This is a genomic window from Allobosea sp. TWI1241 (assembly GCF_039673065.1).
In the GTDB taxonomy this organism is placed as follows: Bacteria; Pseudomonadota; Alphaproteobacteria; order Rhizobiales; family Beijerinckiaceae; genus Allobosea.
Window position 1 is genome coordinate 373213 of record NZ_JBDJKW010000001.1, and the last position, 14063, is coordinate 387275.

Genomic DNA, 14063 nt, shown 5'->3' on the forward strand with positions numbered 1-14063 from the left:
GGGCTTTGCGCAAGGAATTCCTCATCCTTTTCCGACAGGCTCGCCGCATGCCAGCCCTGCCGCCAACCCAGGCGACCCTCGCGAGCTTCCTGCAGCAGCGCAACCTCGCCACGCTGCTCGCCGCGCTGGGCGGCGACGGGCTCGCCGCCGGCCGCACCGTCGAGGCCAGGCTGATCGCGCTCGCGGCCGACGGCAGCGCCACCGCCAGCATCGCCGGCACCACCGTATCGCTCGTCCTCGCCGGCCCTGAAGCGCGGCAGGCGGCCCTGCAACCGGGCACCAACCTGATCCTGAAGCTGCTGGCCCCGCAATCGCCGGGCGCGCCCTTGCAGGCCGAAATGATCGGCCTGCGCCAGCCCGGCCAGCCGCCCGCACCACCCGGAACGCCGCCCGCGCCTCCCCGTGCCGCGAACGGCCAGCAGGCCCCAACCACGGTGCTATCCGCGGGCCAGGGCTCGGCCGGCGCGCCGACAGCAGTCGGAGCGGCATCGCCTCAACCTGCCCCCGCCATGCAGGCTCTTGGCGGGGCGGAGGCCACGGCGGCCGCCGCCTCCCCGCGAGCCATGGCCGGTCCCCTGCTCGGCCAGGCGCTCAGCCGCCAGAACGGGCTGGCGCCGCTCTTCGCCAATCTCGACGGGCTGGCCGGCGGCTCGGTAGCGCTGGTGCTGCCGAAGCCGCTGCTCGCACTGATCGACCGGCTGCGCGGACAGCGCCTGCCGGCGGATGGGCGTCCGCTCACGCCCGAGACCCTGAAGGCCGCCATCGCGGGCTCGGGACTGTTCATGGAGGCGCGGCAGGCGGCCGGGACCGCTCCGCCACCGCGCGGCGACCTCAAGGCCGATCTCCAGGCTTTGCGCGACATGCTCCGCCCGGCGCTCGCGCCCGCCGACGGGCAGCATGCGGCGACCGTCAGCCGACCAGCGGTCGCTCCGACCACTGTCGCGGCCGCGCTCCCGCTGCCGGAGAGCGACGAGGCTGGCCGTCCGCAGCCGACCGCGACCGCGCTTCCGCCGCGTGACACGCCCACGCCAGCGCGCAGCATGCCACCGCCACCACCGCGCGAGGGGCTGCTCACGCCGCAGCCGGCCGTGGAGGCGAGCCTGGGCGCCGCGGCGCGCCCCGCCGCGATCGTGCAAGCCCTGTTCGACCAGGCGGAAGCGGCGCTGGACCGCATCACGCTGGCCCAATACGCCTCGCTGCCGCAGGAGGCAGCGCGCGCCGACCAGCCCGGCCAGGCGCGCTGGCTGCTCGAACTCCCGCTGGCGCTCCAGACCGGCACGGCCGTGCTGCCGCTGGAGATCGAGCGCGACCCGCCGCAGCGCCAGCCTGGCGCGTCGACGGAGGCTCCGATCTGGCGCGTGCGCTTCGCCTGCGATCTCGAACCGCTCGGCGCCCTGCAGGGGCTCGTGACCCTGCAGGGCCGCGCCATTTCCGTCTCCTTCTGGGTCGAGCGCGAAGATACCGGCCGGCTGCTGCGCCATGCCGCGCCCGATCTCGAGGCCTCGCTGCTGCGCGCCCGCTTCGACAGCGCCTCGCTCGACGTCGTCACCGGCCTGCCGCGCGCCGCCAGCGCCGCGCCCGGCCGTTTCCTGGACCGGCGCTCATGACCGAGCCGACGCCGATCCCGCTCGCCGTAGCGCTGGAATATGACGGCACCGGCGCGCCCCGCGTCACCGCCAAGGGCTATGGCGAGCTGGCGCGCCGGATCGTCGAGACCGGCGAGGAGCACGGCGTCGCGGTCGAGCGCAACGCCGCGCTTGCCCAGGCGCTCTCCGCCGTCGAGCTCGACGACAGCATTCCGGAGGAACTCTATCTCGCGACCGCGCAGGTCATTGCCTTCGTGCTCGGCCTGCGCCGGCGCCCGGACGGGTCGCGGCGGGAATGAGAGGAGGCATCCTCGTCAGCCGCGTGCCGGCCGGCACCTATGCCGGCCGCGACGCCGCCTTAGCCACGCTCTGGTCGCGCGCCGAGGCGCCCAATCCGCACATGGCGCCGCCAGCCATCGGCGCGGCGCTCGCCTCCGGCGTTCCGGAGCGAGAGATCGTCGTTCTCGAAGCCCGCACTGCGCCGGACGGCCCGCTCGTCGGCGTCTGGGCCCTGCGCCGCCAGGCCGGCCTGCGCAGCGGCTTCGCCCCCGTGCTGACCGCGCCGCTCGTGCCGCTCTATGAAACCTCCTCGGCGCCGGTGCTCGACCGCGACCACGCCATGGCCGCCGGACGAGCACTGCTCGCCGCGATCCTCGACGATCCCGCCCTGCCGAAAGTGCTGAGCCTGCCGCTGCTGCCGCTGCACGGCCAGGCGGCCAACGCGCTCGAAGCTGGGCTCGCCGCGCTCGGCGGCCGCCTGCGGCGCTTCGAGCACTGGCAGCGGCCGATGCTGATCCCGCGCGCCGGCGAGGATGCGACCGCCTATCTGCGCCGCGCGCTCGGCTCCGGCTACAAGAAGCGGATGCAGCAGCATCGCCAGCTCCGCAAGGCCGGCGACCTCGTCTACACCCGCCATCGCGGTGCGGACGCGGTCGTGGCGCTCGACACGCTGCTGGCGCTGGAAGCCTCGGGCTGGAAAGGCCGCGCCGGCACTGCGCTGGCGCAGCGCCCGCACGACGCCGCCTATATCCGCGAGATCGTCGCCCGCTTCGCCGCGGTCGACGCGGTGCGCATCGACCTGCTCGGCCTCGACGGGCAGCCTCTGGCCGGTGGGCTGCTGCTCGACCGGGCCGGCCGGAGCCATTTCATCAAGATCGCCTATGACGAGAGCCGTGCCCGCCTGTCGCCCGGCCGCGCGCTGGCCATCGCCATGCTGCAGGCCGACTTCGCCGCGGGCACGCCCTTCTCGCTCGACAGCGGAGCCGGCGACGGCGTCGACGCCGCGCCCTATCCCTGGGCCGAGCGCCAGCCGATGGCGAACGTGCTGGTGACGGTCGGCTCCACTGGTGATCTGCGCCCACGTCTCGCGGCCCAGGCGCGCGCCCTGCTGCGGCGTTGGCGCGCAAGGCTGCGCGGCTGAGACGGCCATGGCGAATGCGTTGACCCGGCGATCCGCCTGCCCGATAGAGCAGGCAGCATGAGGCGATGGCGAACCCCGGAAGGATGATGCGCGTTCTGGTCACCGGAGCCGCCGGCTTCATCGGCAACGAGACGGCCCGTGCCCTGCTCGCGCGCGGCGACGAGGTCGTCGGCATCGATAATCTCAACGGCTATTACGACCCCGCGCTGAAGCGAGCCCGCCTGCGCCGCCTCGACGGCGAGGCGCGCTTCGGCTTCCGCGAGCTCGACCTCGCCGATGGCGAAGCCATGCGCCGCCTCTTCGCCGAGGGCCGGTTCGACCGCGTGGTGCATCTCGGGGCACAGGCCGGGGTGCGCTTCTCGATCGAGAACCCGCAGGCCTATCTGGAGTCCAATCTCGTCGGCTTCGGCCATGTGCTCGAAGGCTGCCGCCATAACGGCATCGCCCATCTGGTCTACGCCTCGTCGAGCTCGGTCTACGGCGCCAACACCCGCACGCCCTTCCGCGTCGAGGACAATACCGACCATCCTGTCAGCCTCTACGCCGCCACCAAGAAGGCGAACGAGGGCATGGCGCACGCCTACAGCCATCTCTACGGGCTGCCGACCACGGGCCTGCGCTTCTTCACGGTCTACGGACCCTGGGGCAGGCCCGACATGGCGCCGCTGATCTTCACCCGCAAGATCCTCGCCGGCGAACCGATCGAGGTCTTCAACGAGGGCCGGCACGAGCGCGACTTCACCTATGTCGACGACATCGTCGAGGGCGTGGTGCGGGTGCTCGACAAGCCGGCTGCGCCGGACCCGCACTGGTCGGGCGACGCGCCCTCGCCCGCGAGTTCGTCGGCGCCCTGGCGCCTCTACAATATCGGCAACGCCGCCCCCGTCGCGCTGATGGACTTCATCGCGACGATCGAGGCGGCTGTCGGCCGCCAGGCGGTGAAGCAGATGCGTCCGCGCCAGCCCGGCGACGTGCTGCGCACCGCCGCCGATGTCGGCGCGCTGGAGGCCGCGGTCGGCTTCCGGCCGCATACGCCGCTGGCCGACGGCATCGGCCGCATGGTGCGCTGGTATCGCGACTATCACGGCGTCTGAGGAGGCGGGGATGAGCAGCGCGACCAAGATCGGCCCGGCCAGGATCGGCATCGTCACCGTCTCCGACCGCGCCTCGGCCGGCATCTATCCCGACGAGGGCGGGCCGGCGATCGCCGATTATCTGATGAAGGCGCTGGCCAGCCCGTGGCAGGCGCTGGCACGCATCGTCCCCGACGACAGGGGCGTGATCGCCGAGACGCTGACAGCGCTGGCCGACAGCGAGGGCTGCTGCCTCGTCGTCACCACCGGCGGCACCGGCCCCGCCCCGCGTGACGTCACGCCGGAAGCGACCGAGGACGTGATCGAGAAGCCGATGCCCGGCTTCGGCGAACTGATGCGCCAGGTCAGCCTCGCCAAGGTGCCCACCGCCATCCTCTCGCGCCAGACCGCCGGCATCCGCGGCGGCTGCCTGATCGTCAACCTGCCCGGCCGCCCGCGCGCCATCGCCGAATGCCTCGACGCGGTGATGCCGGCGATCCCCTATTGCATCGACCTGATCGGCGGCCCGCGGCTGGAGACCGACCCGGCGGTGATCGCAGCCTTCCGCCCCGGCGAGAAGAGCAAGCCCTGAGGCCTGCGGAACGGGCCGGGCGACCGCCGCGTTCACCTCATGGTAGCCTCGCGGCGCGTAAACGCTCACACACCTCCCTCGCAGCCGGAAGCGCAACCATGACCGCCAAGATCGTTCCGCTCGTCATGGCCGGCGGCTCCGGCACGCGCCTGTGGCCGCTCTCGCGCGAGACCATGCCGAAGCAGTTCATCCCGCTGCTGGAGGGCCGTCTCTCCACCTTCCAGACCACGCTGCAGCGCCTCGCCGATCCGGCCTTCGACCGGCCGATCGTCATCACCAGCCATGATTTCCGCTTCATCGCCGCCGAGCAGATGCGCGATATCGGCGTCGAGGGCGAGATCGTGCTGGAGCCGGAGCGGCGCGATTCCGCCGCCGCGATCGCCGTCGGCACCGTGATGGCCGAGGCGCGCGATCCCGCCGCCGTCTGTATCGCGCTGGCCTCCGACCATGTCATCGGCGACGCCTCGGCCTTCCGCAGCGACTGCCGCATCGCCGCCGGCCTCGCCGCCACCGGCCTGATCATGACGCTCGGCATCACGCCGACCCATCCGGCCACGGCCTATGGCTATCTCGCGCCGGGCGCCGCGCTCGACGCGCCCCATGCGCATCGCCTCGCCCGCTTCGTCGAGAAGCCGGGCCGGGAGCTCGCCGAGCGCTACATCGCCGAAGGATTCCTCTGGAACAGCGGCAACTTCCTGTTCGCGGCGCGCAGCATGCGCGCAGAACTGGCGCGCCACGCCCCGCAGGTCCTCGCCGCCGCCGAGGCCGCCGTCGCCGGCGCCCGGCGCGACCTCGACTTCCTGCGCCTCGATCCCGCGAGCTTCGCGGCCGCGCCGCGCATCTCGATCGACTATGCCGTCATGGAGCGCACCGACAGCGCCGGCATGCTCGCCGCCTCCTTCGACTGGTCGGATGTCGGCACCTGGGATTCCATCCACGAGATCACGCCCAAGGACGGCGACGGCAACGTGCTGGAAGGCCCGGCCATCGCGCTGGACACGCATCGCTCGCTGGTGCGCAGCGAGGACATGCTGACCGCCGTCGTCGGCCTCGACGACGTGGTGGTGATCGCGACGCGCGACGCGGTGCTGGTCAGCGCCATGTCGGCCGCCGGCCAGGTCAAGGCGCTGGTCGAGCGCATGAAGGCGGAGGGCCGGCCGGAGGCGAGCGAGCATCTGCGCATCTACCGCCCCTGGGGCTGGTACCAGCGCATCGACATCGGCAACCGCTTCCAGGTCAAGCGCATCCACGTCAAGGAGCAGGCGCAGCTCAGCCTGCAGAAGCACTTCCATCGCGCCGAGCACTGGGTCGTGGTCTCGGGCACCGCCGAGGTCACGGTCGACGGCACGACCAGCCATGTCCACGAGAACGAATCCGTCTACCTGCCGATCGGCTGCACCCACCGGCTGAAGAATCCGGGCCGCATCCCGCTGGAGCTGATCGAGGTCCAGGTCGGCAGCTATACCGGCGAGGACGACATCGTCCGCATCGAGGACATCTACGCGCGCGGCTGAGACGCAGGCGGGCGCGACGTCCGCCCGTCCGTCCGGGCATCCCCGAACGACAAAGCCCTGGCCGACGGCCAGGGCTTTGAAACCGTGTGCGTCCTCGGCGCCCTCGGCGCGCTCAGCAGTTCAGCACCTTCTGGATGCGGACCTCGAGGTCGCGCAGCTCATAGGGCTTCACCACGTAATGGTCGGCGCCATTGCTGGTCGCCTCGTCCATCTTGTCGACCGAGCGCTCGGAGGTCGCCATGATGATCTTGATCTGGTTGAGCTCCGGCACCGAGCGGATCGCCCGCAGCAGGTCGATGCCGCTCATGCCGTCCATGTTCCAGTCGAGCAGCAGCAGGTCGTAGCGCTTCACCTGCATCTTCATCAGGGCCTCGCGCGCGCTTTCCGCCTCGTCGATGTCCTGGAACTCGATCTGCTGGAGGAAATAGGTGGCGAGCCCGCGCATGCTCTTCTGATCATCCACCACGAGGATGCGATAATCGCTTCGCGCCTTCGACATACTACTCTCCTTACGCCGTACGCTGCTGTGGGCGGTCTCCGGCCAGGGATGCCACCACGCCGCCGATCTGCGCGAGCGGGACGACCCGTTCGGCGGCTCCTATCTCGAATGCGGCTTTGGGCATACCGTTTACCACACAGGTTTCGCCGCTTTGGATTAACGTCTCGGCGCCGGCTCTGCGCATGGCTAACAGTCCGTCAGCACCGTCGCGGCCCATGCCGGTGAGCAGCACGCCGATCGCATGCGCGCCGAGCGCGCGGGCGACCGAATGGAACATCACGTCGACAGAGGGGCAGTGCCCGCTGACCAGCGCGCCCTCGCGCAGCACGCAGACCAGCTCGCCGCGGCGCTCCTCGATCTCGAGATGCCGGTTGCCGCCCGGCGCGACCACGGCGCCGCCCGGCCGCAGCCGGTCGCCGTCCTCGGCCTCCTTGACGTCGAGCCCCGTCGCCGCCGCGAGCCTTGCCGCGAACTTCGCGGTGTAGCCGGCCGGCATGTGCTGGACGACGACCATCGGCAGGCGCGACGGCGCGAGATCGCGCATCACGGTCTGCACCGCGGGCACACCGCCGGTCGAGGCGCCGATCGCCACCAGCGGCGCGCGGCCGGCCGGACGCGGCTCGGACCGGGCGAGCGGCGCGCGGCCGACCTCGCCCACCGCGGAGACCGCCTGCGTCATCGCCTTGGTGGCGAGGATCAGCCGGCGGCTGGCCGAAGCGCGCTGCAGCGCCGAGCCGACATGGCGCACGAAGCTGTCCAGCGTCTGGCCGGTGCCGTCGGGCTTCTCGATGAAGTCGATCGCGCCGAGTTCCAGCGCCTGGATGGTGTTGTCGGCACCCGGCCCGCCGAAGGCCGAGACGATCAGCACCGGCAGCGGGTCCTGCTTGAGCACGCGCGCCAGGAGCTTGAGCCCGTGCCGGCCCGGCAGTTCGAGGTCGAGGGTCAGGATGTCGGGACGCAATTCCTGGATGCGGTCCCAGCCCTCCTCGGCGCTGCCGGCGACGCCGATCACCCGGAATCCCGGGGTGGCGTTGACGATCTGCGTCATCAGCTTCTGCATCAGCAGGGAGTCGTCGACGACGAGGACCGTGACCGGCGTGGCCGCTGCTGGAGCGCTCATGTGAAGATCTCGATGTCACCGGCGACAGGCTGGTTACGGAGACGGTCCATATAGGCCATCTCCTGCTCATGGGCCGGATCGCGCGCCGCCGACTGGACGTGCTGGACCCAGGCGCGGCCGGTCGAGGGCTGGTAGTGGATTCGTCGCGACCGTGTGCCGCCGACATCCTGCGAGACCACCGGGATGCCCTCGCGCTGCAGGAACTCGGTGACGAAGCGGATATTGCCCTCGCCGATCGCCAGCATGGTCGAGCCCGAGAGCACCCGCGCACCGCCGAAGACCTTGGCCTCGAGATTGCTGCGGCGGGCGCCGCGCTTCATCAGGTCGTTGATCAGGACCTCCATGGCGGTGTCGCCATAGCGCTCCGCCGCGCTGGGATCGCTGCTGCCGGTGTTGCGCGGCAGCAGGAAATGGTTGAGCCCGCCGATGCCGGCCTGCGGATCGCGGATGCAGGCCGATACGCAGGAGCCCAGCACCGTCGCCATGATCTCGTCCTTGGCCGCGGTGATCGCGTGCTCACCGGGCGCGACGGTGACGATGGTCGCGTCGAAACGCGGGTCGAAATAGCGTCGGGATGGCCTGGGGGCCGGGTTCATGGGATGCGCTCGTAGATGGTCCGGCCGATCAGCCTGAGCTGGGGATGCGGCTGCGGCAGGGATTCGGAATGGCCGAGGTAGAGGAAGCCGCCGACCTGGAGAAGCGCGACGAACCTGTCGAGGATCGCCGATTTGGTCGGGGCGTCGAAGTAGATGAAGACGTTGCGGCAGAAGATCACGTCGAACGGGCCCTTCATCGGCCAGCTCTCGATCAGGTTCAGCCGCTTGAAGGCGATGAGGCGGCGCAGCTCTTCCGCGATCCGGACCTCGCTGCGCCCGGACGCCGGGTCGATCTTCAGCAGCGGGCGCATGTCCGCCGGCAGCCGCTCGATCAGGTCGGCCGGATAGCGCCCGGCCGCGGCCCGGTCGAGAATGTCGGTGTCGATGTCGGTCGCGAGGATGCGGAAATCGAGATCGCTGCGCGGGCCGATCGCCTCGCGCGAGACGGCCGCGATGCTGTAGGCCTCCTCGCCCGAGGAGCAGGCCGAGGACCAGATGCGGATGCGTGCCTTGCGTCCGGCATGCGCCTGCACCAGCCGCGGCAGCACCGCCTCGCGCAGATGGTCGAAATGGTGCCGCTCGCGGAAGAAGGCGGTGTGGTTGGTGGTGACGGCGTTGATCAGCTCGGGAATCTCGCCCGCGGCCGCCGGCGTGCGCAGGAAGGCGCAGTACTCGGCGAGCGAGGTCATGCCGAGCGCCTTGACGCGACGCGCCAGACGGCCACGCGCCATCGCCTCCTTGTGCTCGCGGATGACGATGCCGGCATGCTCGTAGACCAGCGCGGCGACGAAGCGCATGTCGTCGCGCGACAGCACCGGCTCGGTGGCCGGCGTGGCGAGGGGCACAGCGGCAGGAAGATCGGACCGCATGCTGTTCAGGCCTCCGTCCAGCCGCCACCGGCCGCGCGACGGCGCGGCGCCGGCGCCGGGCGCTCACGCTGAGCCTGGCGCAGGCGCGGAGGCTCGGCGCGGAGCTGGCGGCTCGCCGGCTCATCCGAGCGGAACACGCCGAGCAGTGCATTCAGCGCCGCGATCTCGCGGGCGAGGCTGGCGGCCGAACCGGCGCTCTGCTCGGCGAGCGCGGCGTTCTGCTGGGTCGCCTCGTCCATCTGCGCCACGGAGAGGCTCATTTCGGCGACGCCGCCGGCCTGGCGGGCCGCGGCGTCGGATATCTCGGCGACGGTGGTCGAAACCTGCTCGACCGCCGCGACGATCCGCACCAGCACGTCGCCGGCCTCGCGCACGAAGCGCACGCCATCGGCGACCTGCGCGTTGGAATCGGCGATCAGCCCGCGAATGTCCTTGGCGGATTCGCTCGAGCGCTGCGCCAGCGTGCGCACCTCGGAGGCGACGACGGCGAAGCCCTTGCCGGCCTCGCCGGCGCGGGCGGCCTCGACGGCGGCATTGAGCGCAAGCAGGTTTGTCTGGAAGGCGATGCCCTCGATGACGGCGACGATCTCGGAGATGCGCGAGGACGCCTCCTCGATCCGCCCGATGGCGCCGACAGCGTCGGCGACGACGCGCTTGCCGGTGCCGGCGACGTCCATCGCCCCGTCGACGAGCTGGCTCGCCGCGCGCGACCGGGCCGCGCTGTCACGGACGGAGGCGGCGATCTGCTCGGTCGTCGCCGAGGTCTGCTCGAGGCTGGCGGCGCCCTCTTCCGTGCGCCGCGCGAGATCGGCCGCGCCCTCGCCGATCTCGACCGCCGTCACCGCGACATGGTCGCAGGATTCCTGGATGCCGGCGATCGTGCCCGAGAGCCGGGCCATCGTCTCGTTGAGCGCACCGGCCAGCTCGGCCAGCCGGCCGCCATAATGCCCGTCGATGCGCTGGCGCAGGTCGCCGGCCGCGAGCCCGTCCAGCACCTGCGCGAACTCGCCGAGCGCCGCATCGACGATCGCGTTGATCTGGTTCATGCCCTCGGCGATGCGCGCCAGCCCTTCCGGCTTGCCCGCGAGCGGGATGCGGCGGGAGAAGTCGCCCTCGGCGGCCGCGGCGACGACATCGGCGACCTCCTCGGCGGCGCGGACCTCCTCGGTCAGCTCCAGCCATTCCATGGTCGAGCCGATCTCGCTGCCGTCCTCGCGCAGGATGCGGCTCAGCGTCAGGGCGACGATGCGCCGGCCCAGCCGCACGCGCTGGGTGCGCACCGTGCCGATGGCGGGCTGCTGCGCCGCCTGCTCGGCGAAGACGTGCATCACCTTGCCGAGCATGTCCTTGGCGGAAATGCCGGGAAAGGCGACGCGGAAATCGTCCTGCGCCTCGGAGAAGAAGCGCAGCAGCGAGCGGTTGGCGAAGACGACGCGGCCCTGCACGTCGCAGACCATGATGCAGGTGCGGCAGCCGTCGAGCGCGGCGCGGATCCGGGCCGCGGCGAGGCTGTCCTGCGAGAAGCCGTCGAGCGCACGCGCCAGCGCACCGATCTCGTCGCGGCGCGTTTCGCTGCCGGCGGGCAGCGCGAAGCCCTCGTCACCGGCGTTTTCGAGGCCGGCGCTCATCGCGGCGAGCGGCTGCGCCAGGCGCCGCGCGGCGAGCCAACCCAGCCCGGCGGCGAGCGCACAGCCCGCGACGCCGAAGCCCAGCCCCTGGGTCAGCACGGAAGACACCAGCGCATCGGCCCGCGCCGGATCGAACCCCGCGGCGACAGCCTGCGAGGCCGCGCGCCAGGCGCCGAACCCGGCCAGCCCGGCCGAGGCCAGCGCCCCGGCGCCGAACAGCACCGGCAATCTCACGGTGAGTTTCGACAACCCCCCCGGCATCGCGCTCATCCGTTTCCGGTCTCGTCGGGTGGCGGGACACCGGCGGCGGGGTGCCGCGGGCTCGCAGCCCGGTCCTGATCAGTTCACCCGTGCCGCCGGCTTCGCTTGCGTGTCGCCGCCGTCGCGGATCACCGCGGCGAGGTCGAGCAGCGCGACGATGTCGGTGTCGAGCAGCACGAGGCCTTCGATCAGCCCGTGCTCGTCGCGCTCGAGATCGGGCGCGGGCCGCACGGCGCTGACCGGCACGTCGACGATGTCCGAGACCGAATCGACCAGCAGGCCGGCGGTCTTGTCGTCGACGTCGACGACCACGATCACATGGGTCGCGGTGGCTTCCGTGGTGCCGAGACCGATGGCGGTGCGCAGGTCGTAGACCGCCAGGATCACGCCGCGCAGGTTGAGCACGCCGCGCACATGCGGGGCCGCGTGCGGCAGCGGCGTCGTGGCCTGCCAGCCCTTGATCTCGCGCACCATGCCGACATCGATGCCGAAGGTCCGGTCGCCGACGCGGAAGGTGACGATGCGGCGCGCCGCGGATTCGGACTGCGCCGTGGAGAAATGCTTCTCACCGAGTTGGAGCGTCATCGTTCAACCAGCCAGTTTGAGTTCGGGAGCGGCTTGGCGACCGCTTGCGGCCAGGCGCAGCATCGAATCCACGTCGAGGATCAGGGCGACGAGGCCGTCGCCGAGAATGGTGGCGGCGGAGGCGCCGTTGACCGCGCCGTAATTCGCCTCGAGGCTCTTCACCACCACCTGCTGCTGGCCGACGATCTCGTCGACCGCGATGCCGACGTTCCCGCCACGCTCGGTCTCGGCGATGATGATGATGTTCTCGTCGCGCTTGCCGGAGGAGCCCATCACCGCCCCGAGCCGATAGAGCGGCGTGACCTCGCCGCGCCAGCGCAGAACCTCCTGGCCGAAGGTCAGGTGCTCGATCGCCGAGGTGGCGAGGTGCTGCGTCTCGATCACCGAGGCGATCGGTATGACGTAGCGGTCGTCGCCACAGCGGATCACCATGCCTTCCAGCACGGCCAGCGTCAGCGGCAGGGCGAGCGTGAAGCGGCAGCCGCGGCCGGGATCGGAATCGACGCTGATGCGCCCGCCCAGTGCCTCGACATTGCGGCGGACCACGTCCATGCCGACGCCGCGGCCGGAGACGTCGCTGACCACCTCGGCGGTGGAGAGACCGGCGGCGAAGATCAGCTGGTCGATCTCCTCCGGCGCCAGCCGCTCGTCCTCGCTGACCAGCCCGCGCGAGCGCGCCTTGGCGAGCAGCTTCTCGCGGTTGATGCCGCGGCCGTCGTCGGTGACGCTGATCACGATGCGCCCGGCGCGATGCTCGGCGACCAGGCGGATGGTGCCCTCCGGGCCCTTGCCGGCGGCGACGCGCTCCTCGGGCGTCTCGAGCCCGTGATCCATCGAGTTGCGGATCATGTGGGTCAGAGGATCGGCGAGTTCCTCGATGATCGTCTTGTCGACCTCGGTGTTCTCGCCCTCCAGCACCAGCCGGACTTCCTTGCCGAGCGTCTGGGCGAGCTCGCGCACCAGGCGCGGCATGCGCTGGAACACGGCCTTCACCGGCTGCGCCCGCACGGCCATGACATGGTCCTGCAATTCGCGCGTCTGGCGCGACAGGGTCAGGATGCCCTCGGCCGTCTTGGCGTAGACGTCATAGGGCAGCGAGCGCACGCACTCGACCAGCATGGACTGGGTGATGACGATCTCGCCGACCAGGTTCATCAGCCGGTCGATCCGGTCGAGATCGACGCGAACGCTGACCGCCTGGCGCTGGCGCGCTGCCGCTTCGGCCCGGGCCGGCGGGGCGGGCGCGCGCTGCGCCGGCACGGGGGACTGGGCCGGACGGGCGGGAGCGGCGGTCTGCGCCGGGGCGGGCACCGGCGTCTGCGCCGGTTCGCTCGGCCCGAGACGGGCCAGGATGGCCGACAGGTCGGCGGCGACGCTCTGGGGAACCTCGGGCGCGGCCGCGGCGGACACTGACTCGGCCTGCGGCTCGGCCTCGACCTCGGCCTGCTCCTCATCGGCCTCGGAGACGAGCTCGATCTCGAATTCCTCGGCGGCCAGCACGAAGTCGAACTTGGCGACCAGCTCCTCCACCGACATCTCGGTGCGCAGCATCACGGTGAAGCGCAGATGGCACTCCGACACGTCGAGCGCTTCCAGCGTCGGCACGCCGTCGAGCTCGCAGCTGATGGAGACGACGTCGTCGGGCGGTAGAATGCCGAGCACGACGCGCGGCTCGATCACCCGGCGGAACAGGTCGCCCTCGGGCATGATGCGGACGCAGACATCGCGGCCCGGCTTGCGGATGACGGGCGCAGGCTCGTCGTCCCAGCCGTCGTCGTCGCTTGCGGCAGCGGGCGCGGCGGGCGCCGCCTGCCTGGCATCGACCATGGCGAGCAGATTGCCCAGCGCCGCGACGCCGAGCGGCGCATCGGGCGTGGGAGCGGCCGGCGCAGGCGCAGGCACGGCCGGTGCGGCCGCGGGCTTGGCCGGCGCGGCATCGCCCCGGCCGACCTGCTCCAGCGCCTGCAGAAGATCGGGACGCTCCTGGGCGGGTTCGTCGTTGCGCGCGGCGGAAACGAGGTCCGACACCGCATCCGAGCAGCGCAGGAACAGGCCGAACGGCGCATCGTCGAGCGCCACGCGGCCGGAGCGCAGATGGTCGAGAGAGGCCTCGAAGACATGGGCGAAGGCGACGAGCTCGGTGCAGCCGAAGGCACCGGCGCCGCCCTTGATCGAGTGGATCGCCCGGAAGGCGGCGTTGACGTCCTCCGAATCGCGCGATCCCTCGTCGAGCGCCTGGAGCTTCTGCTCCAAGGCGCCGAGCAGTTCGTCGCACTCTTGGAAGAAGGTCTGCTTGAGTTCAGCGAGCGCGTCCATGGCC

General features: G+C 71.5%; 13 protein-coding genes. 6 read left to right on the plus strand and 7 right to left on the minus strand.

Annotation, left to right across the window (positions count from 1 at the left end):
• The first annotated feature begins 47 nt into the window (after nucleotides 1–47).
• The 6 genes from fliK to ABE438_RS01830 all read left to right on the plus strand — a co-directional run bounded on the left by fliK (nucleotide 48) and on the right by ABE438_RS01830 (nucleotide 6185).
• Nucleotides 48–1607 (plus strand): flagellar hook-length control protein FliK, encoded by a 1560-nt coding sequence (gene fliK / locus ABE438_RS20340; protein ID WP_465248532.1) that lies wholly within the window; start codon nucleotides 48–50, stop codon nucleotides 1605–1607.
• On the plus strand, nucleotides 1604–1885 hold the full coding sequence (locus ABE438_RS20345) for an EscU/YscU/HrcU family type III secretion system export apparatus switch protein (protein ID WP_465248533.1): 282 nt from the start codon (nucleotides 1604–1606) through the stop codon (nucleotides 1883–1885). Before fliK ends, ABE438_RS20345 begins: the two co-directional genes overlap by 4 nt.
• Complete coding sequence (locus ABE438_RS01815) at nucleotides 1882–3006, plus strand: GNAT family N-acetyltransferase (protein WP_346500617.1); 1125 nt, start codon at nucleotides 1882–1884, stop codon at nucleotides 3004–3006. The genes ABE438_RS20345 and ABE438_RS01815 overlap by 4 nt, the downstream gene beginning before the upstream one ends.
• An 86-nt stretch (nucleotides 3007–3092) precedes the next feature.
• The gene (locus tag ABE438_RS01820) at nucleotides 3093–4100 is read left to right on the plus strand and encodes an NAD-dependent epimerase (protein ID WP_346500619.1); all 1008 of its coding nucleotides are present in this window, start codon (nucleotides 3093–3095) and stop codon (nucleotides 4098–4100) included.
• Nucleotides 4101–4110: 10 nt separating this feature from the next.
• On the plus strand, nucleotides 4111–4671 hold the full coding sequence (gene mog / locus ABE438_RS01825) for a molybdopterin adenylyltransferase (protein ID WP_346500621.1): 561 nt from the start codon (nucleotides 4111–4113) through the stop codon (nucleotides 4669–4671).
• A gap of 98 nt (nucleotides 4672–4769) precedes the next feature.
• A complete protein-coding gene (locus ABE438_RS01830) occupies nucleotides 4770–6185 on the plus strand; it encodes a mannose-1-phosphate guanylyltransferase/mannose-6-phosphate isomerase (RefSeq protein WP_346500623.1) in 1416 nt (471 codons plus the stop codon).
• Between the two features lie 112 nt (nucleotides 6186–6297).
• Here the strand turns inward: ABE438_RS01830 and ABE438_RS01835 are convergent, their stop codons facing one another.
• The 7 genes from ABE438_RS01835 to ABE438_RS01865 form a co-directional block, all read right to left on the minus strand.
• Complete coding sequence (locus ABE438_RS01835) at nucleotides 6298–6684, minus strand: response regulator (protein WP_346500625.1); 387 nt, start codon at nucleotides 6682–6684, stop codon at nucleotides 6298–6300.
• A gap of 10 nt (nucleotides 6685–6694) precedes the next feature.
• Nucleotides 6695–7804 (minus strand): chemotaxis-specific protein-glutamate methyltransferase CheB, encoded by a 1110-nt coding sequence (cheB, locus tag ABE438_RS01840; RefSeq protein WP_346500627.1) that lies wholly within the window; start codon nucleotides 7802–7804, stop codon nucleotides 6695–6697.
• Complete coding sequence (cheD, locus tag ABE438_RS01845) at nucleotides 7801–8400, minus strand: chemoreceptor glutamine deamidase CheD (protein ID WP_346500629.1); 600 nt, start codon at nucleotides 8398–8400, stop codon at nucleotides 7801–7803. The genes cheB and cheD overlap by 4 nt, the downstream gene beginning before the upstream one ends.
• Complete coding sequence (locus tag ABE438_RS01850) at nucleotides 8397–9269, minus strand: CheR family methyltransferase (protein ID WP_346500630.1); 873 nt, start codon at nucleotides 9267–9269, stop codon at nucleotides 8397–8399. Before ABE438_RS01850 ends, cheD begins: the two co-directional genes overlap by 4 nt.
• 5 nt (nucleotides 9270–9274) lie before the next feature.
• Nucleotides 9275–11146: a methyl-accepting chemotaxis protein gene (locus tag ABE438_RS01855; protein ID WP_346500632.1), complete on the minus strand. Its 1872-nt coding sequence runs from the start codon at nucleotides 11144–11146 to the stop codon at nucleotides 9275–9277.
• Between the two features lie 90 nt (nucleotides 11147–11236).
• The gene (locus ABE438_RS01860) at nucleotides 11237–11743 is read right to left on the minus strand and encodes a chemotaxis protein CheW (RefSeq protein ID WP_346500634.1); all 507 of its coding nucleotides are present in this window, start codon (nucleotides 11741–11743) and stop codon (nucleotides 11237–11239) included.
• Nucleotides 11744–11746: 3 nt separating this feature from the next.
• On the minus strand, nucleotides 11747–14059 hold the full coding sequence (locus ABE438_RS01865; protein WP_346500636.1) for a chemotaxis protein CheA: 2313 nt from the start codon (nucleotides 14057–14059) through the stop codon (nucleotides 11747–11749).
• Nucleotides 14060–14063 lie beyond the last annotated feature (4 nt).